At 65.7% G+C, this 25690-nt stretch carries 24 protein-coding genes; 6 read left to right on the top strand and 18 right to left on the bottom strand.

Going from position 1 to position 25690, the window contains the following annotated elements:
• Positions 1 to 269 precede the first annotated feature (269 nt).
• The 11 genes from C4S70_RS08890 to serB all read right to left on the bottom strand — a co-directional run bounded on the left by C4S70_RS08890 (position 270) and on the right by serB (position 12974).
• A complete protein-coding gene (locus C4S70_RS08890) occupies positions 270 to 2348 on the bottom strand; it encodes a molybdopterin oxidoreductase family protein (RefSeq protein ID WP_104007765.1) in 2079 nt (692 codons plus the stop codon).
• A complete protein-coding gene (locus C4S70_RS08885) occupies positions 2345 to 3430 on the bottom strand; it encodes a DUF2855 family protein (protein WP_104007764.1) in 1086 nt (361 codons plus the stop codon). Before C4S70_RS08885 ends, C4S70_RS08890 begins: the two co-directional genes overlap by 4 nt.
• A gap of 114 nt (positions 3431 to 3544) precedes the next feature.
• Positions 3545 to 4705, bottom strand: coding sequence for an ABC transporter substrate-binding protein (locus C4S70_RS08880; protein ID WP_104007763.1), 1161 nt, complete (start codon positions 4703 to 4705; stop codon positions 3545 to 3547).
• A gap of 28 nt (positions 4706 to 4733) precedes the next feature.
• Entirely contained in the window at positions 4734 to 6626 is a 1893-nt protein-coding gene (locus C4S70_RS08875; RefSeq protein ID WP_104007891.1) for an AMP-dependent synthetase/ligase, read from the bottom strand.
• Between the two features lie 5 nt (positions 6627 to 6631).
• On the bottom strand, positions 6632 to 7405 hold the full coding sequence (locus tag C4S70_RS08870; protein ID WP_104007762.1) for an ABC transporter ATP-binding protein: 774 nt from the start codon (positions 7403 to 7405) through the stop codon (positions 6632 to 6634).
• A complete protein-coding gene (locus C4S70_RS08865; protein ID WP_104007761.1) occupies positions 7402 to 8166 on the bottom strand; it encodes an ABC transporter ATP-binding protein in 765 nt (254 codons plus the stop codon). The genes C4S70_RS08870 and C4S70_RS08865 overlap by 4 nt, the downstream gene beginning before the upstream one ends.
• The gene (locus C4S70_RS08860; RefSeq protein ID WP_104007760.1) at positions 8163 to 9260 is read right to left on the bottom strand and encodes a branched-chain amino acid ABC transporter permease; all 1098 of its coding nucleotides are present in this window, start codon (positions 9258 to 9260) and stop codon (positions 8163 to 8165) included. The genes C4S70_RS08865 and C4S70_RS08860 overlap by 4 nt, the downstream gene beginning before the upstream one ends.
• Before the next feature lie 4 nt (positions 9261 to 9264).
• Entirely contained in the window at positions 9265 to 10140 is an 876-nt protein-coding gene (locus C4S70_RS08855) for a branched-chain amino acid ABC transporter permease (RefSeq protein WP_104007759.1), read from the bottom strand.
• An 80-nt stretch (positions 10141 to 10220) separates the two neighbouring features.
• Complete coding sequence (locus tag C4S70_RS08850; protein WP_104007758.1) at positions 10221 to 11255, bottom strand: alcohol dehydrogenase catalytic domain-containing protein; 1035 nt, start codon at positions 11253 to 11255, stop codon at positions 10221 to 10223.
• Positions 11252 to 11941 carry a TetR/AcrR family transcriptional regulator gene (locus C4S70_RS08845; protein ID WP_160114859.1) on the bottom strand — a complete coding sequence of 230 codons (690 nt, stop codon included), beginning with the start codon at positions 11939 to 11941 and terminating at the stop codon, positions 11252 to 11254. Before C4S70_RS08845 ends, C4S70_RS08850 begins: the two co-directional genes overlap by 4 nt.
• Before the next feature lie 154 nt (positions 11942 to 12095).
• Entirely contained in the window at positions 12096 to 12974 is an 879-nt protein-coding gene (serB, locus tag C4S70_RS08840) for a phosphoserine phosphatase SerB (RefSeq protein ID WP_104007756.1), read from the bottom strand.
• Positions 12975 to 13133: 159 nt separating this feature from the next.
• Here serB and C4S70_RS08835 point away from each other — a divergent pair, with 159 nt between their 5' ends.
• Positions 13134 to 14288 (top strand): phosphoserine transaminase, encoded by a 1155-nt coding sequence (locus C4S70_RS08835; RefSeq protein WP_104007755.1) that lies wholly within the window; start codon positions 13134 to 13136, stop codon positions 14286 to 14288.
• 101 nt (positions 14289 to 14389) lie between these two features.
• Positions 14390 to 15985, top strand: coding sequence for a phosphoglycerate dehydrogenase (gene serA, locus C4S70_RS08830; protein WP_104007754.1), 1596 nt, complete (start codon positions 14390 to 14392; stop codon positions 15983 to 15985).
• 15 nt (positions 15986 to 16000) lie between these two features.
• Here serA and C4S70_RS08825 read toward each other — a convergent pair whose 3' ends face one another.
• The gene (locus C4S70_RS08825) at positions 16001 to 16288 is read right to left on the bottom strand and encodes a hypothetical protein (RefSeq protein ID WP_235003769.1); all 288 of its coding nucleotides are present in this window, start codon (positions 16286 to 16288) and stop codon (positions 16001 to 16003) included.
• A 1-nt stretch (position 16289) separates the two neighbouring features.
• Positions 16290 to 16427, bottom strand: a complete 138-nt coding sequence (locus tag C4S70_RS19065) for a hypothetical protein (RefSeq protein ID WP_235003768.1) — start codon at positions 16425 to 16427, stop codon at positions 16290 to 16292.
• Positions 16428 to 16562: 135 nt separating this feature from the next.
• Between C4S70_RS19065 and C4S70_RS08820 the strand changes: the two genes are divergently transcribed.
• Entirely contained in the window at positions 16563 to 17483 is a 921-nt protein-coding gene (locus C4S70_RS08820) for a LysR family transcriptional regulator (protein ID WP_104007753.1), read from the top strand.
• A 41-nt stretch (positions 17484 to 17524) separates the two neighbouring features.
• A complete protein-coding gene (locus C4S70_RS08815; protein WP_104007752.1) occupies positions 17525 to 18253 on the top strand; it encodes a metallophosphoesterase in 729 nt (242 codons plus the stop codon).
• A 4-nt stretch (positions 18254 to 18257) separates the two neighbouring features.
• Here the strand turns inward: C4S70_RS08815 and C4S70_RS08810 are convergent, their stop codons facing one another.
• From C4S70_RS08810 to C4S70_RS08790, 5 genes are all read right to left on the bottom strand, one after another.
• Positions 18258 to 19214, bottom strand: coding sequence for a PLP-dependent cysteine synthase family protein (locus C4S70_RS08810; protein WP_104007751.1), 957 nt, complete (start codon positions 19212 to 19214; stop codon positions 18258 to 18260).
• 76 nt (positions 19215 to 19290) lie between these two features.
• A complete protein-coding gene (gene tdh / locus C4S70_RS08805; RefSeq protein ID WP_104007890.1) occupies positions 19291 to 20322 on the bottom strand; it encodes an L-threonine 3-dehydrogenase in 1032 nt (343 codons plus the stop codon).
• 8 nt (positions 20323 to 20330) lie between these two features.
• Positions 20331 to 21518: a glycine C-acetyltransferase gene (locus tag C4S70_RS08800; RefSeq protein WP_104007750.1), complete on the bottom strand. Its 1188-nt coding sequence runs from the start codon at positions 21516 to 21518 to the stop codon at positions 20331 to 20333.
• A gap of 137 nt (positions 21519 to 21655) precedes the next feature.
• A complete protein-coding gene (locus tag C4S70_RS08795) occupies positions 21656 to 22222 on the bottom strand; it encodes a helix-turn-helix domain-containing protein (protein ID WP_104007749.1) in 567 nt (188 codons plus the stop codon).
• Positions 22223 to 22289: 67 nt separating this feature from the next.
• Positions 22290 to 22487, bottom strand: a complete 198-nt coding sequence (locus C4S70_RS08790) for a DUF1674 domain-containing protein (RefSeq protein ID WP_104007889.1) — start codon at positions 22485 to 22487, stop codon at positions 22290 to 22292.
• 97 nt (positions 22488 to 22584) lie between these two features.
• On the opposite strand from C4S70_RS08790, the gene C4S70_RS08785 reads away from it, so the two are divergent.
• Together C4S70_RS08785 and C4S70_RS08780 are read left to right on the top strand one after the other, a co-directional pair.
• Positions 22585 to 23850: an RsmB/NOP family class I SAM-dependent RNA methyltransferase gene (locus C4S70_RS08785; RefSeq protein WP_104007748.1), complete on the top strand. Its 1266-nt coding sequence runs from the start codon at positions 22585 to 22587 to the stop codon at positions 23848 to 23850.
• A gap of 80 nt (positions 23851 to 23930) precedes the next feature.
• Positions 23931 to 25676, top strand: coding sequence for a heparinase II/III family protein (locus tag C4S70_RS08780; RefSeq protein ID WP_104007747.1), 1746 nt, complete (start codon positions 23931 to 23933; stop codon positions 25674 to 25676).
• Positions 25677 to 25690: the final 14 nt, after the last annotated feature.

Raw genomic sequence — 25690 nt, 5'->3', positions numbered from 1 at the left:
AAGCCACGGATTCCGGTTGTGTTGAAAGCGGCATAACGTAGGGCCATCCGGAAGGAATTCATCTTCCGGCCCGCCCGTTTCGCTGGTCCCGAACTTGAAGATCACCCTGCGAGTCACGCCCTTGACGGGACCGAGGCGGTGATGACCGGTCGCGGATCGAGCCGCTTCGGCTTCAAGTGGCCAAGGGCAAGGGCCGCCCGGCTATCCGGCGCTGACGCTGTTGCGGGCGCTTCTTCCGGGGCCGAGGCATGGGCGGTCGGAGGCGCGCCTCAGACGGGTGCGATCTCTACCGGCACGCCGTTGAAGGCCGCGTTGCCGCTGACCGGGTCGATCCGCGCGTCGTCGGTCAGGTCGTTGATCGAAACGGTGGCGTTTTGCGTCGCCGCCGACAGCCGCCCGTGCCTCTGGCCCCAGCCTTGGGGGATCGACACGACACCGGGCGCCATCGCGTCGGTGATCTCGGCTGGCATGGTGACGCTGCCCGCCCGCGACCTGACCCGCACCGGCGCATCATCCGAAACCCCCAGCCGCGCGGCATCGGCCGGGTTTATCTGGACCGTGCAGCGGTTGCGGCCCTTGACCAGACGCGTGCTGTTCTGGGTCCAGCTGTTGTGGCTGCGCACCTGCCGCCGCCCGATCATGATAAAGGGCGCGTCCGACGGGCGGAACGCCAGCAGCCGCGGCAGGTCGTCCAGAAACACCTGCGGGGCGACATGCAACCGCCCGTCGGGCGTCTCGAGCCGTTCGGCCAGGTTGGGAACCAACGGCCCCAGATCGACCGCGCCGCCGGCCTCCAGCAACCTCTCGACCGTCACCTTGTCAGCGTGCGGCCCGGCGGCCAGCAGCCCGGCGAGCATCTCTTCGGGCGACGGGCCGATCCGGTTCGCGCCGGTCAGCCGCGCGGTCAGGCGGGCGATCACCTCCCATTCCTGCGGGTTGCCGTTCGGCGGGTCGAAGATCGGCCGGGCATAGGCGGCGGTGTTACGCACCGCAAAGCCGTGGAACACCATGTCATAGACGGATTCTTCCAGCGCCACGGTGCCCGGCAGGATCAGGTCGGCATGCCGCGTGGTGTCGTTGACGTGGATGTCGATCGACATAATGAAGTCGAGCCCTTCCAGCGCCCGTTCGATCCGCCGCCCGTTGGGCGCGGTCAGCACCGGGTTGCCCGCCACCGTAACCAGCGCCCGGATCTGGCCGGGGCCGGGGGTTTCCATTTCCTCGGCCATGACCGAGACGGGAAACTCGCCGTTATAGAGAGGCTGGCCGGAGACGCGCGAGCGTTTCTCGGGGTAGCTGCGCGTCTTGCCCTTGCGGCTGGTCATGCCGACATAATCCAGCGCCGGCGTGGTGAACATCGCCCCGCCTTCGCGGTCGAAATTGCCGGTCAGGATGTTCAGCGCATAGGTCGCCCAAAGGCAGAGCGAACCGAAGCTCTGCGTCGAGGCGCCCATGCGCGAATAGACCACCGCGCGGTCGGCCTGCGCAAGGTCACGGGCCAATGCCACGATTGCCTCTGCGGAGATGCCCGTGCGGCTTGCGGCCAGTTCGGGGGTAAAGGGCCGCACGGCCTCGCGCAGGGCCTCCACCCCGTCCACCAGCGGGGCAAGGTGGCGCAGGGTCACGGCGTCGTCTTCGAACACCTGCCGAATCATCGCCAGCAGCAGGAAGGCATCCGTTTCGGGCCGGATGAACAGGTGTTCACCGGCGCGTTCGGCGGTCTCGGTGCGGCGCGGGTCGATCACCACCACGCGCCCGCCGCGCGCCTTCAACTCGTCGATGCGACGGCCAAAGCCCGGCGCGGTCATCATCGAGCCGTTCGACACCAGCGGGTTGCCGCCCACGATCACCATGAAATCGGTGCGGTCGATGTCGGGGATCGGCATCAGCATCGGGTGGCCCAGCATGTGGATGCTGGCGACGTGATGCGGGATCTGGTCGGCGGTGGCCGAGGAATAGCGGTTCGACGTGCCCAGCGCCTTGACGAGGCCCGGCAGGTTCAGAAGGTTGCCGAACTTGTGCGCGTTGGGGTTGCCCAGATAGACCCCCACCGCGTCTGTCCCGTGCGCCGCCTGCACCGCGCGGAGCCTCTCTGCGGCGAGGTCCAGTGCCTCGTCCCAGCCGATCGCGCGAAACTCGCCGTTCACTTTCAACAGCGGCGCGGTGATCCGGTCGGGATCGGTGCGGAAATCCTGAAGCGCGACCGCCTTGGGACAGATATGGCCGCGCGACAGCGGGTCGTCGGGGTCCGGCTTCACCGAGATCACATCGCGCCCGTCATGGGCGATGACAAGGCCGCACATCGCCTCGCAGATATTGCAGGTGCGGTGATGGGTGTGCAGGGTCATGCCGTGGCCTCCTTCAGCACGATCACATGGCCATCGCGCGGGTCGGCCTGCCCCTTGGCCAGCGCCTCCCACACCGGCGGGGCCGAGGCGATGCCGGAATGGGTGCGCACGGTCAGCCAGTCGCCCGCATCGGCGGCGATGCGTTTCCACGCGGCGGTGATCTGTTTCTCGATCACGCCCGGCCCCCATTCCTCGCGCCGCTTGGCAATCTGGGCGGGGGCGAAAAAGAACTGCGGTTTGGCGCCCGGCAGGTCCTTCTGCGGCGCGAACTTGTCCCAGTGCGAGGTGCCCACGGCCGCCGAATGGCGCATGTTGTCGCCCAGGTGGTGGTGCAGCCGGTATTTCACCTCCGCATTCCCGGCCATGTCCACATAGACCGAGGGCACGTTGTCGATGCTTTCGATGTCGTCATAGGTCACGACCCTGTCGCAGGCGCCCAGGCCCTCGACAAAGGCGCGGTTGGCCTCGGAGGTCAGGCCGATGATGCGATACGAGCGGTTTTGGGGCTCGGCCAAGAACTTGCACAGCCCCAGCCCCGTCTTGGACGAGGCCGAACCCACGATGATCTGGTCCGCGCCGAACCGGTCATTGTCCATCAGCCAGTCGAACAGCAGGTAGGACGTCGCCAGCAGCGGTTGCAGCAGGGCGCGCAAATGATCCTGTTCGGGCGTGCCCTTGCGCACTTCGGTGTAACGGTTGTAAACGGCCGGCAGCTCGGCGCGGTGGGGGGCGGTATCCAGCCAGACGCCGGGCGAATCCGGTTGCGGGGTGATCACCAGCTCTTCGCCCATCGGGTAGAAGCCATAGAGCCGTGTGCCGGCGGCCAGCATGTCGGAGCGGCTTTCCACCACCTCGGCCACGCCCCAGACGGGGGCAATGCCCTGGCCCTCGACGCCCGAGGGGAAAAACTTCCAATAGCCGATGACGAAACCGGTGGCGGCGTAGGTCACATTGTTGGTGGTCAGGGCAAAGCTTTCCAGCTTGAGCCGGACATGCCCGTCCTCGAGCGCGGACACCGGCAGAGTCTGAAGCGAGGTTTGGGTAATGTCGTCCTGTGCGACAAGGATATTGCGCGTTTCCATGGAAAGTCTCTGTCAGGGAAAGGGGCCGGCGGGGAAAAAGGTGGCGCGGGGTCGCCGCGCCACAGGTCGGGGATCACGCGCGCCCGGGGTTTCGACCCGGACGCGCGAAACGCATCACTCTTCGTAGAGCTTCTTCCAGTTGCCGTTCTCGACCACCTGGACATAGACCTTGTCCGCGCCCTGGTGATCGTTCGGGCCATAGTCGATGTGGTTGCCGACCAGATCGTCGGTATAGTCCAGCGTCTCCATCGCCTTGATGAAGCTTTCCTGGGTCAGGTCGGGTCCGGCGGCCTCAAGCGCCTTCACGACCATCGAGGCCGCGGCATAGCCCAGCATCGAAAAGCCCACCGGATCCTCGCCATAGGCGGCCTTGTATTCGGCGATGAAGGCCTTGGGCGCGGGCTCATCCGCGCGGGCCCAGAGATCCTGCCAGCTGGCGGCGGCATAGAAGCCTTCGGTCACGCCGCCCGGCACCTTGGCGACCACGGTCAGGAAGCTGGCCGAGGTGCCCAGGAACTTCATGTCGTTCAGACCCATCTTCTTGGCGGTGCCGACGATGGTGATGGCCTGACGCACGCCGACGGCAAGGCTGACGATGTCGCAGCCGGCATCCTTCAGCTTGGACAGGGAGCCGACGAAATCGGATTCGTCCGGCTTGTGCGTGGTTTCGGCGGCGAATGTGATGCCGGCTTCTTCGGCACCGGCCTTGGTGCCTTCGAGGACCTCCTTGCCGAAATCGGTCGGCAGATACATGGTGCAGGCTTCCTTGCCGCCGAATTCGTTGGCCAGATACTTGGTGCCGACCCGCGCCATGTCATAGTAGGACGCGAACGAGGTGAACTTGTTGTGCATCGGCTCTTGCAGCATCTGCCGCGCGGCCGACAGCGGCGCGACGTTCGGGATGCCCTTGGGGTCCATCAGCTTGAACCCGGCGATGTTCATCGGCGTGCCGAGGTTCTGCATGAACATGAACACCTTGTCGCGGTTCAAAAGCTTGTTGAAGCCCTGCATCGCCTTGGGCATCTGATAGCTGTGGTCCTCGGTGATGAAGGTGATCTTGCGCCCGTGCACGCCGCCGGCGGCGTTCACCTTGTCGAAATAGAGGTTGGCACCCTTGGTCGCCGGCGCGCCCACCGCCGCGAAGATGCCCGACAGGTCGTTGACCGAACCGATCCTGATCTCGGTGTCGGTGACGCCCTGCACCTCGGCCTGCGCCAGTGTCGCCGCCGCGGTCAGCGCCGTGGCCACCGTGAGCCGTTTCAACAGTTTCTTCATGTTGTCCTCCCTTTGAACAAGCTGGTTTTCAGTACATTTCGTCGATCAGGTTCTGGAACTTCTTCTCGACGAAGGAACGCTTGAGTTTCATGGTTGCGGTCAGTTCCTCATCCTCGGGCGTAAGCAGCACGTCGATCAAGCGGAAATCCTTGATCTGCTCGACCCGGGCGAATTCCTTGTTGACCGCCGCGACCTCGGCCGCGATCAGGTCGCGCACTTCCTTCGCCGCGCAGAGCGAGGCGAAGTTGGAAAACGGCACCTTGTGATCCTGCGCGTATTTCTCGACGTTTTCCTGGTCGATCATGATGAGCGCGGTCAGATACTTGCGCCGGTCGCCGATGATCACCGCGTCCGAGATGTAGTGACTGAACTTCAGCCGGCTTTCGATCTCGGCCGGGGTGATGTTCTTGCCGCCGGCGGTGATGATGATGTCCTTGATGCGGCCGGTGATGGTGACAAATCCGTCCTCGTCCATCCGACCCACGTCGCCGGTTTTCAGCCAGCCGTCATCGGTGAAGGTTTCGGCGGTCTTTTCGTTGTTGCGCCAGTAGCCCTTGAAGACGTTGAGCCCCTTGACCTGAATCTCGCCCTCGTCCGAGATGCGCACCTGCACGCCCGGCACCGGCTTGCCCACGGTGCCGATGCGGTTGACCTCGGGCGTGTTGATGGTCGCGATGCCGGCGGTTTCGGTCATGCCGAAGCCTTCGACCAGCGGCACGCCGATCGACCAGTACCACTTCAGCAGCTCGGGCGAGATCGGCGCCGCCCCGGTGCCGCCGCGGCGCATCCGGTCCATGCCCAGCATTCGCCGCAGGTTGCGCAGCACCAGCCTGTCCCAGAATTTGTAGCGCGCCTGGACGCCCGCGGGGACCGGTTCGCCCTTGAGCATGTGCTCGGCGCGCGCCCGACCCGCCTGAATCGCCTTGGCAAAGGCCCAGCGGCCCAGCGGGGTCGCCTCCTGGTTTAGGATCAGCACCTGCGAATAGATCTTTTCCCACACTCGCGGCACCGCGGTGAACGTGTGCGGGCTGACCTCCTGCATGTTGGCAAACACGGTTTCGGGGCTTTCGGCAAAGTTCACCGTGACCTTGGCCGCCAGCGGGAAATAGATCGACACGTCCCGTTCGAGGATGTGGCACAGAGGCAGAAAGCACAGCTGTTCGTCGGTCTCATAGGCGGGCAGCCCGTGCGCGCCGGCCTCGATCGCCGCCATGATGTTTTCATTGGTCAGCATCGCGCCCTTCGGTGCCCCGGTCGTGCCCGAGGTGTAGATCAAGAGCGCCACGTCCTCGGGGCGGGCCTTGTCGATCTCGGCCTCGAATACGCCCGGTTCATCGGCGTCCGCCTTGCGCCCGATTTCGTAGAGCTGGTCCAGAAACATGCACTTGGGGTGTTCGAGATCGTGCAGGCCCTCGTCTTCGAGGATGATGACGCCGGCCAGTCCCGGCATGTCCGCCTCGGCGGTCAGAAACTTGTCGAGCTGCTCTTCGTTCTCGACGATCAGGAACCGGCTGTCGCTGTCATTGACCAGATAGGCCAGCTGGCTGGCCGAATCCGTCGTATAGACACCCGAGGCGATGCCGCCGACCGACTGGATGCCCAGATCGAAATAGGCCCATTCCTTGCGGTCCTCGGACAGGATCGAAACGACCTCGCCGCGCTTCAGGCCCAGCTTGCGCAGGCCCATGCCGATCCATTTGGCATGGTTCCAGTAATCGGCCCAGGAATAGGATTTCCAGATCCCCAGATCCTTTTCGCGATGCGCGGTGCGGTCGCCCAGGGCCGCGCAGCGCAGCTTGAACAGGCCCACGATCGTGTCGGCGCCGTCCACCGTTACGGGGCGGTGGCCGGGGACGGCGTTGAAACGCACGCCGTTGATCAGCACGGTTTCCGCAGGGGCGTTTCCGGTCTGTGCGTTCATCTCCCTCACCTCCACGTCTTCTTCCGCTTCCAGCGCCGGGTTTCGCGGACGCCTTGCTCTTGCACGCCGAGGTAGAAGTTCTGGATGTCCTCGGACTTCATCAGGTCTTCGGCCGAGCCGTCCATGACGATCCGGCCGACCTCCATCACATAGCCGTGATGCGCCAGTTCCAGCGCGGCCGACGCGTTCTGTTCCACCAGCAGCATGGTGACGCCCTCTTCCTCGTTCAGCCGCCTGAGGATGCCGAAGATCTCCTGCACCAGAAGCGGGGACAGGCCGAGGCTGGGTTCGTCCAGCAGCATGATCCTGGGGTTGCCCATCAGCCCGCGCCCGATCGCCAGCATCTGCTGCTGGCCGCCCGACAGGGTGCCGGCCTCCTGGTTGCGGCGCTCCTTGAGGATCGGGAAATAGTTGAACACCAGCTCGCGGTGGCGCTCGACCCGGGCGCGGTCGATATCCGTATAGGCGCCGAGGCTGAGGTTTTCATCCACCGTCAGCAGCGGGAACACCTCGCGCCCTTCGGGGACGTGGACGATGCCCGCCTGCACGATCTTGTGCGGCTCCTGTCCCTGGATTTCCTGATCGGCAAAGATGATCTGGCCCTTTTCGGGATCCATCACGCCGCTGATCGTCTTCATCAGCGTGGTCTTGCCGGCGCCGTTGGCGCCCAGGATCGACACGATCTGGCCCTGATGCACGTCCAGACTGACGCCGCGGATCGCCATGATGGGGCCGTAGAAGCTTTCGATGTTTCGAACTTTCAGAAGCGCGTCGCTCATGCCGCCCTCCCCAGATAGGCTTCGATCACGGCGGGGTCGGACTGCACCTCGGCCGGCGTGCCCAGCGCCAGTTTCGCGCCGTCGGCCATCGCCAGCACGCGGTCCGACACACCGCTGACCAACCCCATGTCATGTTCAACCATCAGCACGGTGATTCCCATCTGACGGCGGATGTCGTCGATCCACCAGCGCATGTCGGTGGTCTCCTCCACCGACAGGCCCGAGGCCGGTTCGTCCAGCAAGAGCAGCTTGGGTTCGGTCGCGAGCGCGCGCGCCACTTCGACCACCTTGCGCACGCCGTAGGGCAGGCCCGCGATCATCTTGTCGCGATAGGGCTGCAGGTCGAGAAAGTCGATGATCTCTTCCACCACGTGCCGGTTCTGCAATTCCTGCTTTTTCACCGAGGGGGTGAAGAACAGTTCGGACAGCAGGCTGGTCCTGCGGTGCCGGTGGCGGCCCACCAGCAGGTTGTCCAGCACCGTGGCGTGGTCGAACAGTTCGATGTTCTGGAAGGTGCGCGCCACGCCATAGGCCGCCACGCCGGAAGGCTTCACCTGCAACAGGTCGTGCCCGTCGAACCGGATCCGGCCCGCATAAGGGTCGTAGAACCGCGAGATCAGGTTGAACACCGTAGACTTGCCCGCGCCGTTCGGGCCGACGATGGCAAAGACCTCGCCCTCTTCGACCTCGAAGGACAGGTCGTTCACCGCCGTCAGGCCGCCGAATTTCAGGGTGACGTTTTCAAACTCCAGCAGGCTCATCTCAGGCGCTCCGTCTTGAGATAGGATTTCTGCCGCTTGAACATGTCCTTGCGGTAGAAGGGGAACAGTTCGAACCAAGTGCGGATCTTCAGCCAGCGGCCATAGAGCCCCATCGGTTCGAACAGGATGAAGGCGATCAGGATCAGGCCGAACACGCCGACCTCGAGCCCCGGAATGGCGACCGAACTGCCGCCGAAGACCATGCCGACATATTCCTTGGAGATCGACAGGAACTGCGGCAGGAACCCGATCACGACCGCGCCCAGAAAGGCGCCGTGGATCGAGCCCAGCCCGCCGATCACGATCATCATCAACAGCTGGATCGAGATGATCACCGTGAAGGTTTCGTTGTTGAACACCGTGGCATAAAGGCCCATCAGCGCCCCGGCCCAGCCGGTGACCATGCAGCTGAGCCCGAAGGACATCGTCTTGGTCCGGGCCACGTCCACCCCCATCGCCTGGGCCGAAACCTCCGAGTCGCGCACGGCGATGAAGGATCGGCCCATCGGGCTGCGCAGCAGGTTGATGTAGCCCAGCGTCACGGCGACGGTGACGCCCAGCACCAGCCAGTAGAACGCCCAGGGCGTGCCCCAGCGGTCGATCTCGAGGCCGAACAGGCTGACCGGCCCGACATACTTGCCGCTGACGCCTCCGCTCCACGGTTCGGTCAGCACGATGATGTCGTCCACCAGGATCGACAGCGCCATGGTAAAGATCGCCAGGTAGATCCCGTGCAGCCGCATCGCCGGTAGCGCGACCAGCGCGCCGACGATCCCGGTGATGAGTCCGGCCAGCGGAAAGGCCAGCACGAAGGGCACGCCCTGTTCCAGCAGGATCACGTTGGCATAGCAGCCCATCGCGAGGAACGCGGCGTGGCCCAGGCTGGCCTGTCCGGTATGCCCGGTCAGGATCATCAGCCCCAGCCCGGCAATGGCCCAGATCAGCACGTTGGTCAGCTCGCCCAGATAGAAGTCGTTCAGGATCCACGGCGCGACCACCACCAGCGCCAGAAGGATCAGGTAAAGGCTCAGCTGGTGCCCGTCCTTCCAGGGACGGATGTCCTGCATGTAGTCTGTCTTGAACACGATCCGCATGGGGCTACACCTTCTTGACGCGGGTCTGGCTGAAGATCCCCGAGGGGCGGAAGATCAGCATGGCGACCAGAAGCGCATAGGGCGCGATCTGACTGTATCCGGCGGCGATGTAGCGGGCGGCAAAGGGCTCCATCACCCCCACGATCAGCCCGCCGACCAGCGCGCCGGGCAGCGACCCGAACCCGCCGATCACGGCTGCGGCAAAGGCCTTGATGCCCAGCAGCCCGGTGCTGGGATCGACCGATCCCTTGGCGGCGAACAGGATGCCGGCAATCGCCGCCACCGCGCCGGCCAGCGCCCAGACGAGGCCCTGCACCCGCTTGACCGGGATGCCCATGTAATAGGCCGCCAGCTGGTTCTGGCTGGCGCCCTGCATGGCCAGGCCCAGCTTGGTGCGGGCGAAGAACGCGAACAGGCCGAAGGTCAGCAGGAGGGTGACGACGATCACCGCGACGTCCTCCATCCCCAGAACGAGATCGCCCAACCGCACTTCGCCGCCCGCCATCGGGTTTTCCAGCGCGTGCGGCTCGTGCCCCCAGATCAGACCGGCGACGAACCGGATCACGAATCCCAGCGCGATGGTCAGTATCACCACCGCCACCTGGCTCTGGCCGAACATCAGCCGGATCACGAACCGGTCCAGCAGATAGCCGATCACGCCCATGATCCCGATCGACAGGATCACCGAAGGCAGAAACGGCAGGCCCATGTATTCGGCGTTGGTCAGGCCGATCGCGATGAACGCGCCCAGCATCATCAGGTCGCCCTGGGCAAAGTTCACCGCCTCGGTCGCCTTGTAGATCAGCACGAAGCCCAGCGCGATCAGGCCGTAGACGCACCCGTTCGCAAGGCCGCTGATTAACAGCTGCAATGTATCCAACTTGTCCTCCCCATGCCAGTTGTCCGGCGTGTCTGGTGCCAGCGCGGGCGGCTCCTCCTCCGCCCGGCGCCGGGTTGTCGTTACGGTGTAATCATCACCTTTCCGTCGGGCTTTTGAAGCGCCGAAGCGAGACCTGACACAACGTCACGCAGCGGCAGATGCGCCGCCACGTCGGTTTTCCAGCGTCCGTCGGCGAATCGCGCCTGCACCTCGGCCACCACGCGGCCCTGATCCTGCGGCGGCGTGGTCATTATCCATTGGGTCAGCCAGAAGCCCTCGATCCGCTTGCTCATGAAGATCAGCTGTCCCATCTGGGTCAGCTTGGGCAGTTCCGGGCTCAGCTTGCCATAGCTCACCCAGCGCGCGCCCTTGGGCATCAGCGTGAAGATCTGCTCCGACATCTGGTCGGACACCGCGTCAAGGAACACGCGCGGCTTCAGCTCGGCGCTGATCGCGGCGAATTTCTTCAGCGCCTCCGGGTCGGATGTCACCAGCACCTCGGCCGCGCCGGCCTTGCGTACGATGTCCACCGCGTTCTCGCGCCGGACAAAGGCAATCGGCTTCAGCCCCAGATCGCGGCCCAGCGCGCACATCAGCTTGCCCAGCTGGCTGGTGGCGGCAGAGACGATGAAGGCGTCGCCCTCCTGCCGGGCGATGTCCACCATCGCCATCGCGGTCATCGGGTTCACGATCTGCGCCGCGCCGTCCTCGTCGGAGATCTCAGGGCGCAGCGGAATGCAGGCCGACGCATTCGTCACCGCGTATTCCGCCCAGGCGCCCGAGGTCGGTTCGGTCACCACATAGGCGACCCGCTGGCCGACGAGCTTTTCCGCACCGTCGCCGGCGGCCACCACGTCGCCGCAGCCCTCGAATCCCGCCGGCGCGCCCTTGATGCGGGGCTGGCCGTATTCGCCCTTGATGAAATGCTGGTCGGACGGGTTGACCGAGGACATGCGCATCTTCACCAGAACCTGGCCGGGGCCGGGCTGTGGAACCGGCACCTCGCCCAGTTCCAGCCAGTCGGCAGCATCGTCGATCTGTGGCCCCGTGGCCTTGCCGGAATAGCCGTCGCCCTTTTGCAGCACGGCGGTCATGGTTTGGGGTATCTCTGTCATGTCCGTTCTTCTTCCTGTGTCAGCCTGGCCCAGTCGCGGGCCGTGATCGTGTGTCCCAGTCCCTGCATGGCAAAGCGCACCACCTCGCGGGCGAGCGATTCCAGTTTCTCGGGCGTGTCGTCGGGGCGGGGGAAATACCATGTCACCGGCCCGTGCAGCGCGCTCAGAAAGGACTGGATGGTGATGCCGAAGGGTTCGCCCACCGTCAGCGCGCCCTGCTTGGCGCCTTCGCGCACCACTTCGCGGAATCGCGCCTCGTAGGCGTCGCGGCGCTCGATATGGCGCAGCGTGGCCTCGCGCTGTTCCGGCGTGGTGGCGCCATAGCGGTGCATCTGCAGCCCTTCCTTGTGCACCTGCATGAAAGAATGATGCAGCAGCATTGCCCGCACATGGCCCAGCGCCATCAGCGTCAGCCGATCGACCGCCGGCAGGTCGGCGTGATAGCCCGGATCTGTGGCCTCGAACACGATCTCCATGCCGCGTTCGCGCACCGCGTTGAACAGGTCCAGCTTGGACGGGAAATAGTGATAGACCCGTCCCTTGGTCGCGCCCATGAAGCGCGCAACCGCGTCGATGGACGTCGCCGCATAGCCGCGTTGTTCAAAGCAGATCGCGGCCGCTTGGAGCAGCTCCTCCAGCCGCTCGTTCGGCGCGAGGTCGCTGGTTGTTGGGGCAGCCTGGGTCACGTCCGTCCGATGTTCGATGATGAATTCTCCTCCGAAGCAAAGGCGAACATACTACCCGGTATGTTGTCAATTTTTCAGAATCATGACGTTGGGGCACACGAAAGCACGCCCTTGAACGGGCCGGGCCGGGTCTTTGCGTCGGTTTTCCGCGATTTCAGACGGTTGCGAACTGGTCCCGGCGATAGCCCTGGATATACAGCAGCGCCGTCAGGTCGCCGTGGTTGATTCGGATATCCGTTTGCGCCGCGACCGACGGCTTGGCGTGCAGCGCGACGCCGATGCCCGCGCGGTGCAGCATGCCCAGGTCGTTCGCCCCGTCGCCCACCGCGATCACATCCCGTTCGGAAATGCCCAGCCGCGCGGTGATCTCGGCCAGTGCCTGCACCTTGGCCTCGCGCCCGAGGATCGGTCGCTGCACGTCGCCAACAAGCTTGCCGTCCCGAACCAGCAGCGTGTTGGCGCGGTTCTCGTCAAAGCCCAGCAGTTCCGCCACCCGCGCGGTGAAGGCCGTGAACCCGCCCGAGACCAGCGCGGCATAGGCCCCGTTCGCCCGCATCGTCGCCACCAGCTCGCGCCCTCCGGGCATCAGGGTGATGCGCTGGGCCAGAACCTCGTCGATCACCGATTCGGGCAGGCCCTTCAGCAGCCCGACCCGTTCGGTCAGCGCGCTTTCGAAATCCAGCTCGCCATTCATGGCGCGGGCGGTAATCTCCTTGACCCGGTCGCCGACGCCGGCCATGTCGGCCAGCTCGTCAATGCATTCCTGCCGGATCATGGTGCTGTCCATGTCCGCCAGCAGCATCTTCTTGCGCCGGCCCTCGGCCGGTTGCACGACAAGGTCCACGCCCAGCGGTTGCAGATCCTCCCAGACCTGCCAGCGGTTGTCGGGCACTTCGGGGATCGGAAACTCGGACGCCACGCCTGGCGCCAGCGCCACCGCCGGTCCGCCGCCCCAGGCGCGGCGCAGATTCTCGACCAGCGAAGGGTCGAGCGAGGGCGTTTCCGGGTTGGTCAGAAGTGTCACGATATGCATGGGCAGGTTTCCGATAGGCGTCGCAAAGGTCGCATTTGGCGAATCAAACGTCGCTCTACCGGCATTTTTGCGCTTGCGAAACCCCGGATCGGCCCGTAATGCGGTCAGTGGGACACCCCTCCCCAACGAGGGGCGCATATCTGGAAGGGTAGCAACAACATGGCTATGCAAGAACCGGCGACGCGGCCGGCCAATCCGCGTTTTTCCTCGGGCCCCTGCGCCAAACCCCCGACATTCGAACTGAACAAGCTGGCCGACGCCGCGCTGGGCCGGTCGCATCGCGCCGCCATCGGCAAGGCCAAGCTGAAAGCCGCGATCGAAGGCACGCGCGAGGTTCTGGGCATCCCCGCCGATTATCGCATCGGGATCGTTCCGGCCTCGGACACGGGCGCGGTGGAAATGGCGCTGTGGTCGCTCTTGGGCGCGCGCGGGGTCGAGATGCTGGCCTGGGAAAGCTTCGGCAAGGGCTGGGTGACGGACGTGGTCAAGCAGCTGAAGCTGGACGCGGTGGTGCGCGAAGCCGAGTATGGCCAACTGCCCGACCTGAGCGCGGTCGATTTCGCCAATGACGTGGTGTTCACCTGGAACGGCACCACCAGCGGCGTGCGGGTGCCGAACGGCGACTGGATCCCGGCCGACCGCGAAGGGCTGACCATCTGCGACGCGACCAGCGCCGCCTTTGCCATGGACCTGCCCTGGGACAAGCTGGACGTGACCACCTTCTCCTGGCAGAAGGTGCTGGGCGGCGAGGCGGCGCACGGGATGCTGATCCTTTCCCCGCGTGCGGTCGAGCGACTGGAGAGCTACACCCCTGCCTGGCCGCTGCCGAAGATCTTCCGTCTGACCAAGGGCGGCAAGCTGATCGAAGGCATTTTTTCCGGTGCCACCATCAACACCCCGTCGATGCTGTGCGTCGAGGATTATCTGTTCGCGCTGGACTGGGCGCGGTCCGTGGGCGGGCTGCAGGGCCTGATCGCCCGCGCCGACGCCAATGCCCGCGCCGTGTGGGATTTCTGCGACACCCGCGACTGGATCGACAACCTGGCCGAGGATCCGGCCACCCGATCCAACACCAGCGTCTGCCTGAAGTTCACAGATCCTGCGATCGCCGACCCGGCGGCCTTTTCCAAGGCGGTGGTCAAGCGGCTGGACGATCTGGGCGTGGCCTACGACATCGGCGCCTATCGCGACGCGCCGGCGGGCCTGCGGATCTGGTGCGGCGGAACGGTGGAAACCTCGGATGTTGAGGCGCTGATGCCGTGGATCGAGTGGGCCTATCAGGCCGAGCTCGAAGCGCAGAAACAGGCCGCCTGATTTGGGGCAAAGACCCTCGAACATCGACCGCCGGGCGCCGTCGCCGCGCCTGGCTCATCAAACACAGCCACTGACACAGCCATTGACAAGGACCAACTGACATGGCCCCGAAAGTTCTCGTATCCGACAAGCTCAGCCCGACCGCCGTCCAGATCTTCAAGGACCGCGGGATCGAGGTGGACTATCTGCCCGACGTGGGCAAGGACAAGGAAAAGCTGGCCGAAATCATCGGCCAGTATGACGGCCTTGCGATCCGTTCGGCGACCAAGGTCACCGAAAAGATCCTGGACCGTGCCACCAATCTCAAGGTGATCGGCCGCGCCGGCATCGGCACCGACAACATCGACAAGGTCGCGGCGTCCAAGCGCGGTGTGATCGTGATGAACACGCCCTTTGGCAACACCATCACCACCGCCGAACACGCCATCGCCATGATGTTCGCCTGTGCACGCCAGATTCCCGAGGCCAACGCCTCGACCCAGGCGGGCAAGTGGGAAAAGTCCAAGTTCATGGGCGTGGAACTGACTGGCAAGACGCTGGGCGTGATCGGCGCCGGCAACATCGGGTCCATCGTCTGCGACCGCGCGCGCGGGCTGAAAATGAAGGTGATCGCCTATGACCCGTTCCTCAGCGAGGAAAAGGCCCAGGCGATGCAGATCGAAAAGGTCGAGCTCGACGATCTGCTGGCGCGCGCCGACTTCATCACCCTGCATGTGCCGCTGACCGACCAGACCCGCAACATCCTGTCCCGCGAGGCACTGGAAAAGACCAAAAAGGGCGTGCGCATCATCAACTGCGCCCGCGGCGGTCTGGTGGACGAAGAGGCGCTGGCCGATCTCATCAAGTCGGGCCATGTCGCCGGGGCGGCCTTTGACGTGTTCAGCGTGGAACCGGCCAGGGAAAACGTCCTGTTCGGCCTGCCCAACGTGGTCTGCACCCCGCATTTGGGCGCAGCGACCACCGAGGCGCAGGAAAACGTCGCCATCCAGGTGGCCGAGCAGATGTCGAACTATCTGCTGGAGGGCGCGGTCGAGAACGCGCTGAACATGCCATCGATGACCGCCGAAGAGGCCAAGGTCATGGGGCCGTGGGTCAAGCTGGCCGATCACCTGGGCAGCTTCATCGGCCAGATGACCGACGAGCCGATCAAGGCGATCAACATCCTTTATGACGGCTCGGTGGCGCAGATGAACCTGGACGCGCTGAACTGCGCGGTGATCGCGGGGATCATGAAAAAGGCCAACCCCGACGTGAACCTCGTGTCGGCCCCTTTCATCGCCAAGGAACGCGGCATCCAGATCAGCACCACCAACCAGGACAAGTCCGGCGCGTTTGACGCCTATATCAAGGTGACCGTGGTGACCGACAAGCGCGAACGCTCGATCGCCGGCACGGTGTTCAGCGACGGCAAGCCGCGCTTCATCCAGATCAAGGGCATCAACATCGACGCCGAGGTTGGCGAGCACATGCTGTATACCTCGAACGAGGACGTCCCTGGCATCATCGGCGCGCTGGGTGAAACGCTTGGGTCCAACGGCGTGAATATCGCCAACTTTACCCTTGGCCGCAAGGAACCGGGCGGCGAGGCGATTGCGCTGCTCTACGTGGATGAACCCGTCCCGGCCGAGGCCCGCGCCAAGCTGGCCGAAACGGGTCTGTTCCGGCAGATCAAGCCGCTGGAATTCGACGTGGCCTGAAAACCGGGCCGAAGGTCATGAAACGACGCCGCCCCGTTTTCGCGGGGCGGTTTTCGTTTCAGCCGATCGTGAAACCGCGCGCGCCCCCAGCACGGCCGTCACCAGGAACATCAGCATCGATGCAAGCGTCAGAACCGATCCGAGCTTGGCCAGCGTCTCACCGGTCTGCCGGATCGACTGCACGATGCCGGGCACCATGATCACCAGCCCGGCCAGGGCGACGACATAGTGGATTCGTGCCCATAGGCGTTCATTCATCTTCGGATTCAGGTGGTAATGGATACCGAACAGCGCCATCGTCACACTAGCCCACCAGGTTCAGATGCGCATGCGCCCCGGCCAGTGAATGGTCCCCGCTGGCGGCCATCGCGATCCCCCACGCCATGCCGATGGTGACCGCGACCGCCCCTGTCGCAAAGAATGCCAGTGCTGGTCCTCTCATCTCTTGTCCCTCCTTCCGCATGTTCCGCGTATTGCCGTATTGCGGCATGCGACAAGTCTGTGTTGGCGCGACGCATTTGGGAAATTGATTGATGATATGATACCAATTTGATTCAAGAATTTTGCAAATTTCGACTTGAACCTTCTGCGGGTGCTGGACGCGCTTTTGCAAACCTGCTCGACCACGGCGGCAGGCCGCCAGATCGGACTGTCGCAACCGGCGGTTTCGGCGGCGCTCGGCCGGCTGCGTCATGCGCTGGGCGCCCCCTTGTTTGTCAGGCAGGGGCGGCGGTTGGTGCCGACCGGACACGCGCTGACCCTGCGCGACCCTCTGCGGGATCTGCTGGAAAATACGGAAAGTCTCCTTTCCGGCGCCGCCCCATTCGACCCGGCGACCGCAGAGGATGTCTTTCGTATCTCCGGCAGCGACTTCTACGCCGAGTTCCTGATGCCGCAGCTGGCCGACCACCTGTCGCGCGCCGCGCCTTTCATGCAGGTTCACCTCGTGGATCTCGTGCCCGATCGTTACCTGGATACGATCGACCGTTACGACGTGGACATGGCGATGATACCTGGCACGACGTTCCCTCCCTGGATCGATCACCGACCGCTTCACCGATCGCGCTTTGTCGTCATGGACCGGCTCGGGCATCCGAAACTGAAGACGGCCCATGTGCGGCCCGGAGAAGCGATCCCGCTGGACGTGTATTGCGATGTGCACCACATCCTGTTTTCTCCTGAAGGCAAGTCGCACGGGATCGGGGACGAGGCGCTGGCGCGCGTGGGGCGGGAGCGCCGCGTCGTGATGACCCTACCGGTCTTTTCCGGGGTCTGCCGCGCGGTGGCGCAAAGCGACCTGATCGCGCTCATACCTGAACAGCTGGCCAGACGCGTCGCCCCGGTGCTCGGGCTTTCGATCCATGCGCCGCCAATGGAGGTGCCCGAGGCCTCGCTGGCGCTGGTCTGGCACCGTCGGGCCACGCGCACCCCTGCGCATCGCTGGCTGCGCGACCAGATCGCCATGCTTCTGGCGCCGCTGGACACGCCCGCGGTCTGACATGTCTTTTCATCGGTGTCCCATTGAGTTAGCTCGGTTCCATGACCGACCTGATCTACGCCATCCCCGACATTCACGGCCATCTGCAGGAACTCGATCGCGCCTTGCGCCTCATCGAGGCCGACGGCGGGTCAGATGCCGAGATCGTCTTTCTCGGCGATCTCGTCGATCGCGGGCCGGACAGCCGCGGCGTGATCGAACGGCTCATGCGGGGGCGGGTCGAGGGCCGGCGCTGGCACATCCTGACGGGCAATCATGACGAACTGTTCTTGCGGTTTCTCGCGGACGGTTCGGTCGATCACCCCCGGATCATGTCGAAGGTGCCCTGGACCCACCGCCGCCTCGGCGGGCTGGCGACGCTGGCCTCCTATGGCATCGACGCGGAGGAGGATGCCTCGCTGGACGTTCTTCTGAACGCGGCCCGCGACGCGGTCCCGGCCGATCACGTCCGGTTCCTGTCAGAGCTGCCCCGCCACCTGGAACGCGGCCCGCTTCTGTTCGTCCATGCCGGCATCCGACCCGGTGTTCCGCTGGCGCAGCAGGATCCCGAAGACCTGATCTGGATCCGCGATCCGTTTCTGGACTTTCGCGATCCGCACCCCTGGCTTGTGGTGCACGGCCACACGGCCCTGGATTACCCGCGGCATTTCGGCAATCGCATCGACCTCGACGGCGGCGCGGGCTATGGCCGACCGGTCCGCCCGGCGGTGCTCGAGGGGCGCGACTGCTGGCTGTTGACGGAACGGGGGCGCGAGCCGCTCACCCCGTGATCCGTCACGCCCACAGATCGGTGGAGAGGTATTTCAACCCGCTGTCGCAGATCACTACGGCGACCACGCCACCCCGTTCCGGCCCCTCCAGCAGACGCAGCGCGGCGGCCACGTTGGCACCCGAGGAAAACCCGGCAAAGATACCTTCTTCCCGCGCCAGGGCTCGCGCCGTCTCGCGCGCCTCGTCGCCGGATACTTGAACGAACCCGTCCGCCTGCACGCCCTCCATCTGCGCCAAATCTGCCATCGCGTAGCCGCCGCCCTGGATCGGGTGGCCGGGTCGAACCGCCGCCTCTCCGGCCAGAACCGCCGCGCCTTCGGGCTCGACCACATATCCCCGCAGGTCCGGGTTCCGCGCCTTCAGCGCCTTCAGCGTCCCGGCGAAGGTGCCGCCCGACCCGGTGAAATCCGCAAACGCCGTCAGCGTGCCGTCACTGTCAGCCCACAACTCCGGCCCGGTGGTCTGGAAATGCGCCGCCGCATTGCCCGGATGGCGGAACTGGTCGGCCCGGAAGGCGCCACGTTCCTCCGTGATCCGCCGCGCCTCCTCCTCGACCAGCGCAAGATCCTCGCCCGACACCTCGCCCACCACGCTGCCCGGCGCCTGATCCATCAGCACCACCTCGGCCCCCAGCGCAGCCATCATCCGCGCGCGCTCGGGCGAGTTGCCCCGCGACATGACCGCCACGAACGGATACCCCTTCGCGGCGCAGACAATGGCCAGCCCGGTTCCCATGTTGCCGCTGGTCAACTCCACCACCACCTGCCCCTGCGCCAAAACGCCGGCCGCCTCGGCCGCCTCGATGATCCCCAGCGCGACGCGGTCCTTCTTGGAAAACCCAGGGTTCAGATAGTCCAGCTTCGCCAGGATCCGCCCCTCCAGCCCACGCGCCGCGACCATCCGGTCCAGCCACACCGCCGGCGTCCGCCCGATCACTTCGACGATCGACCCCGCTGCCATGCCTGCCTCCTGCTTCTTTCTGGTCCCAAATACCCTGGGGGAGCCGCGCGCTCCGCGCGGCGGGGGCAAAGCCCCCTCAGGCCGCGCTCCAGTCCAGTACCACCTTGCCGCTCTTGCCCGACTTCATCGCCGCGAACCCCTTCTCGAACTCCGCCGCCGGAAAACGGTGGGTGATGATCCGCGAGATGTCCAGCCCGTCCTCGAGCATCGCGATCATCTTGTACCAGGTCTCGAAGATCTCGCGCCCATAAACTCCCTTGATCGTGAGCGCCTTGAACACGATCCGGCTCCAGTCCACTTCCGTGCGCCCCTCGGGGATTCCCAGCATGGCGATCCGCCCGCCCATGACCATCGCCTCCACCATCTGGTCAAAGGCCGCCGCATTGCCCGACATCTCGAGCCCCACATCGAACCCTTCCTTCATGCCCAGATCGCGCATCACATCACGAAGATCCGTGGTGGCGACGTTGACGGCGACCACCTCGGTGACGCGTTCGGCCAACTCCAGCCGGTAAGGGTTCACGTCCGTGATCACGACATGCCGCGCGCCCACGTGCTGCGCCACCGCCGCGGCCATGATACCGATCGGCCCGGCGCCGGTGATCAGAACGTCCTCTCCCACCAGATCATAGCTCAGCGCCGTATGCACCGCATTGCCCAGCGGATCGAGGATCGCGCCGATCTCGTCGGGGATCGAATCCGGCAGCGGCACCACGTTGAACGCCGGAAGCCGCAGATATTCCGCGAAACAGCCCGGTTCGTTCACGCCGATGCCGCGGGTTTCCGGGTCCAGGTGAAACTTGCCGGACCGGCTCTGGCGCGAATGATGCCCGATCAGATGGCCCTCGCCGGAACAGCGCTGCCCGATCTTCAGATCCTCCACCCGGCGGCCCAGCTCGACGATCTCGCCGGCGAATTCGTGCCCGGTGATCAGCCCCACCGGCACCGTCCGCCGCGCCCAGGCGTCCCAGTTCCAGATGTGAACGTCGGTTCCGCAGATCCCGGTCCTGTGCACCTTGATGAGCACATCATCCGGCCCGATCTCCGGCACCGGGCGGGTTTCCATCCACAGCCCCTCTTCCGGGCGGGCCTTCACCAGACATTTCATCTCGTTCGTCATCGGATCACTCCCATCTCGCGCCCGACCCTGGCAAAGGCCGCCAGCGCCCGGTCCAGTTCGTCGCGGGTGAGCGCCGCGCTCATCTGCGTTCGGATCCTCGCCTGCCCGCGCGGCACAACCGGATAGAAGAAGCCGGAAACATAGACGCCTTCGTCGAACAGCCGCGCCGCCATGTCCTGCGCAAGCCGCGCCTCGCCCAGCATCACAGGCACGATCGGGTGTTCCCCCGGCAGCAGGTCAAAGCCCAGATCGGTCAGCCCCGCCCGCCAGTAACGGGCATTCTCGAACAGCCGCGCGCGCAGTTCGGCGCCGTTTTCGACCAGCTTCAGCGCCTCGATCCCCGCCGCCACGATGGCCGGCGGCAGCGAGTTCGAGAACAGATAGGGCCGCGCCCGCTGCCGAAGCAGGTCGATCACCGGCTGCGGCCCGGCGATGTAGCCGCCGATCGCGCCGCCCAGCGCCTTGCCCAGCGTGCCGGTCAGGATGTCCACGTCCACGCCGAAATGATCCGGCGTGCCCGCCCCGCGGGGCCCCATGAAGCCGGTGGCATGGCAGTCGTCCACCATCACCACCGCGTCATATTTGTCCGCCAGCGCCCGGATCTCGGGCAGCTTCGCCAGATAGCCGTCCATGCTGAACACGCCGTCCGTAGCGATCATGATGTGCCGCGCCCCGTCCTCGCGCGCCTGTTTCAGCCAGGCTTCGAGGTCGTTCATGTCGCTGTTGAGATAGCGATAGCGTTTCGCCTTGCTGAGCCGGATGCCGTCGATGATCGAGGCATGGTTCAGCGCATCCGAGATTACCGCATCCTCGGGACCCAGAAGCGGCTCGAACAGCCCGCCATTGGCGTCGAAACAGGCCGCGAACAGGATCGCGTCGTCCTTGTTCAAAAACGCCGCCAGCTTCTGCTCCAGCTCGCGGTGGATGTCCTGCGTGCCGCAGATGAACCGCACGCTGGCCATGCCGAACCCGCGTGGCTCCATCGCTGCCTTGGCCGCTTCGATCAGCGCGGGATGATCGGCAAGGCCGAGATAGTTGTTGGCGCACAGGTTGATGACATGGTGCCCGGACACGTCGATCTCGGGGCCCTGCGGCGAGGTGATGAGACGTTCGTGCTTCATCATCCCCTCCTCTTCGATCTCGGCCAGCGTCTGCCGGATGTGGGACAGAAACGATTCGGACATGGGCAACCCTCCTTGCTGCCCGGCTTCTACCATAGTGGATGAAATTCCGAAATAGGGGAAATTCAGAATGGCGGAAAAAAATCCGTCAAATCGGATGCGCCGGGTGGAATTTCGCCAATGCCGGGCGTGGCCAGACTTCAGGCGTTCTTGACGATCAGAAAGGCGCGGGCGGGGCCATCAGGCGCCATAACGCTGTGGGCCACATCGGCGGCATAGCGGGCGGTGTCCCCGGCGCGCAGCCGGTCGGTCGCGGTGCCCGAAGTCACCTCGATCTCGCCCTCCAGCACGGTGAGCTGTTCGCGCGCGCCGCGGGCGTGCGGCTGGCTGACCAGCGCGCCGCCCTGGTCGAAGCGCAGGTCATAGACTTCGTGATGGCCGGCCTCTTCGGGCGGCGACAGTATGCGGATGCGGCAGCCTTGGCCGCGATTCTCGATCCGGGGCACGTCGTCGGCACGGACCACCTCGATCCGGTCGGCGGTGTCGTCGCCTTCCAGCAACCCGGCGAAATCAACCTGCAACGCGCGCGTCAGGTTCCACAGCGTCGCAATGGTCGGGCTGCTTTCGCCGCGCTCAATCTGGCTGACCATCGACCGCGACACGCCCGAGAGGTTGGCCACCGCTTCCAGCGACAGCCCCTTGGCGCGGCGGGCCTCTTTCAGCCGCGCCGGCAGTTTTGACAGGATATCGTCGGATTTCTCCGCCATGACGGATTCTGTGGCGGCTCCGGGCCGGTTTGTCAATCACACCCGCGCCAGCGATCAGAACGGGCGGTCAGAAGTCGATGGCGATGCCCTTCTTTTCCCAGTCGCCATAGCGCACGGGTTCCAGGCCGTCGCGGCCGCCGTATTCCTTTGGCAGCGGCCTGGCGTTCTTCTCGGCTTGCCTGCGGCGTTCGTCCGCCTCGGCCAGCGCGCGCTGGGCGGCGGGGGGCAGGGTCTTGCGGCGTTCGGCTTCGCTTTGCTCGCTCATCACCGGTTCCTTTATGCTGCGTCCGTGATATACGCCCTCGTCCCACCCATGCAAGGGACGGGGAAACAACAAGGCCAGAGACGATGGGCCAGAGACGATGACCGACACGGCAACCGCGGCGCGGCGCAGCGCGATCCATCTGCTCGACCAGATCCTGGGCGAGGGGCGGTTGCTGTCGGAATGTCTGTCGGCCGGGGCGCTGGACCGGCTGCCGGCGCAGGAGCGGGCGCGGGCGCAGCGGCTGGCGCTGGAAACCCTGCGCGGGCTGGAGCGCGCCGACCGCCTGCTGGCGCGGAATCTGCGCAAGAGTCCGCCGCTGACGGTGCGCAACGCGCTGCGGCTGGGCACGGTGGAGCTGTGCACCGGCGCGGCCGCGCATGGCGTGGTCAATTCCATGGTCGAAATCGTCAGCCGCCACCGGCGGCACGGGCACCTCAAGGGGCTGGTCAACGCGGTGCTGCGCAAGATCGCCACCGAAGGCCCGGAAGGCTGGGGCAAGCTGCGCGTGCCGCGCCTGCCGAAATGGCTGCGTGCACCGCTGGTTGCGGCCTGGGGGGCGCCCGCCGTCGCGGCGATGGAGGCCGCACATTTCGCGGGCGCGCCGCTGGACATCACGCTGAAACCCGGCGCGGTCGTCGATCTGCCCGGCGCGCGGGCTCTGCCCACAGGATCGCTGCGGCTGGAGGCTCCGGGGCAGGTGTCGGCGCTGCCGGGCTATGCGGCGGGCGACTGGTGGGTGCAGGATGCCGCCGCCGCGATCCCCGCGCGGGTGCTGGCCCCGAAGCCGGGCGAATCGGTTCTGGACATGTGCGCCGCGCCCGGCGGCAAGACGCTGCAACTGGCCGCTGCCGGGGCGAATGTGACAGCGCTGGACATCTCGGAGCCGCGCATGAAGCGGGTGCGCGAGAACCTCGACCGCACCGGCCTGACCGCGCGGTTGGAAGTGGGCGACGCGCTGGCCCATCGCGGCGCATATGACGCGATCCTGCTGGACGCGCCCTGTTCTGCCACTGGCACGATCCGCCGCCATCCCGACCTGCCGCACGCAAAGGACGGATCGGAATTCGCGACGCTGTTCGATCTGCAGGCGCGGATGCTGGACCACGCGCTGACCCTTTTGCGTCCGGGCGGACGGGTCGTGTTCTGCACTTGCTCGCTGCTGCCGGACGAAGGCGAGGTGCAGGTGGAAGAGGCGCTGCGCCGCCATCCGGAGCTGCGCGCGGACCGCGCGGCGCTGGACCTGCCCGGCATCGACCCGGACTGGATCACGCAAGAGGGCGGGTTGCGCCTGCGCCCCGACTACTGGCCCGATCTGGGCGGGATGGACGGGTTCTACATCGCCTGCCTGCGCAAATCCGCCTGACCCCGCATTCCCCGGTGACTCGGGGGGCAGCGACGGCTATGATCCGCCACAAACGCCAGAGAGCGTGAGAGGCCGAGCGCATGTCCGCATTCGAAACGATCGCCCGCCGGCGCACCCGGTTCCTGAACCGGGTCTATGCGCGGCTGAGCCGACGTCAGCGCGCGGTCACGGCCTTTGTTTCGCAACCCGAGCCACGCACCATCGGCAGCTTTGCCCGCGGGCGGCAGCTCATTGGCGGGAACCTTCTGTTCGCGGGGTATCTGGTGGAAGCCAGGGACACCGGCCTGTGGGAGGTGGCCGCGCCCAACCCCGCCTTCGAGGCCGAGCGACAGGGGTTTGCCTGGCTCGACGACCTTGCCGCCGTCGGTGATCCGGTCGCCCGGCAGACGGCGCAGAAATGGCTGTGGGGGTGGATCGAATCTCATGGGCGCGGCACCGGTCCGGGCTGGACCCCGGACCTGACCGGGCGGCGCTTGATCCGCTGGATCAACCACGCGCTGTTTCTGCTGCGCGGGGCGGAAAGCGCCGAAAGCGACGCCTTTTTCCGCGCGCTGGGGCAGCAGACCTGGTTCCTTTCGAAACGCTGGCAGGGCGCCGCGCCGGGCCTGCCGAGGTTCGAGGCGCTCACCGGCCTGATCTATGCAGGTCTCGCGCTCGAGGGGCGCGAGGACATGGCCGATCCCGCGATCCGCGCGCTGGCGCAGGAATGTGAACGCCAGATCGACGCGCAAGGCGGGCTGCCTACGCGAAACCCCGAGGAACTGCTGGAGGTGTTCACGCTGCTGACCTGGGCGGCGGCGGCGCTGCATGACGTGGGGCGCGGCGTGGCCCCCGCGCACGAGGCGGCGATCGCCCGGATCGCGCCCGCGCTGCGCACCCTGCGCCATGCCGACGGCGGGCTGGCGCGGTTCCACGGCGGCGGCCGGGGGCTCGAAGGGCGGCTGGATCACGCGCTGGCGGCCAGCCATGTGCGCGAATGGAAGGCCGCCGGACTGTCGATGGGATATGCGCGGCTTTCGGCGCGGCGCAGCAGTGTCATCATCGATGCCAGCGCGCCGCCTTCGGGCGCGGCCTCGCACAACGCGCATGCCTCGACGCTTGCGTTCGAGCTGACCTCGGGGCGGCGGCCGCTGATCGTCAATTGCGGATCTGGAATTTCCTTCGGCCCCGAATGGCGGCGAGCGGGGCGGGCGACGCCGTCGCATTCGACCCTGTGCCTTGAGGGCTATTCCTCGGCCCGGCTGGCCGCGCCCGAACGGTTCACTGGCCACGAGGCGCTGATCGAAGGCCCCTCGCGGGTGCCGGTGGAGATCACCGACATGACGGACGGCATGCGCTTTGAGGGCGCGCATGACGGCTATGTGCGGCATTTCGGCCTGACCCATGCGCGCATCCTGGACCTGTCGCAGGACGGGCGCGAATTGGCGGGAGAGGACATGCTGCTGGCGCTGGAGGAGGCCGACAAGCGGCTCTTTGACCGTGCGATGGACGCGAATCTGCTGGCCGGGTTGCGCTATGACATCCGGTTCCACCTGCACCCGGACGTGGACGCGGAACTGGATCTGGGCGGGTCGGCCGTGTCGATGGTGCTGAAAAGCGGAGAAATCTGGGTGTTCCGCTTTGACGGCGCGGCGAAACTGTCGCTGGAACCCAGTGTTTACCTGGAGAAAGTGCGGCTCAAGCCACGCGCGACAAAACAGATCGTTCTATCCGGGCGGGCAATGGAGTATGTGACGCGCATCCGGTGGACGCTGGCCAAGGCGCATGATACCGCCGTGGCCGTGCGCGACCTGAACCGGGACGATGCCGAGCTGCTTTACGACTGACCCAAAGGGACTCC

It is taken from the genome of Jhaorihella thermophila (genome assembly GCF_900108275.1).
Lineage (GTDB): Bacteria > Pseudomonadota > Alphaproteobacteria > Rhodobacterales > Rhodobacteraceae > Jhaorihella > Jhaorihella thermophila.
Note: the sequence above shows the minus strand (reverse complement) of the source record. Positions and strands in the feature narration are given on the sequence as shown.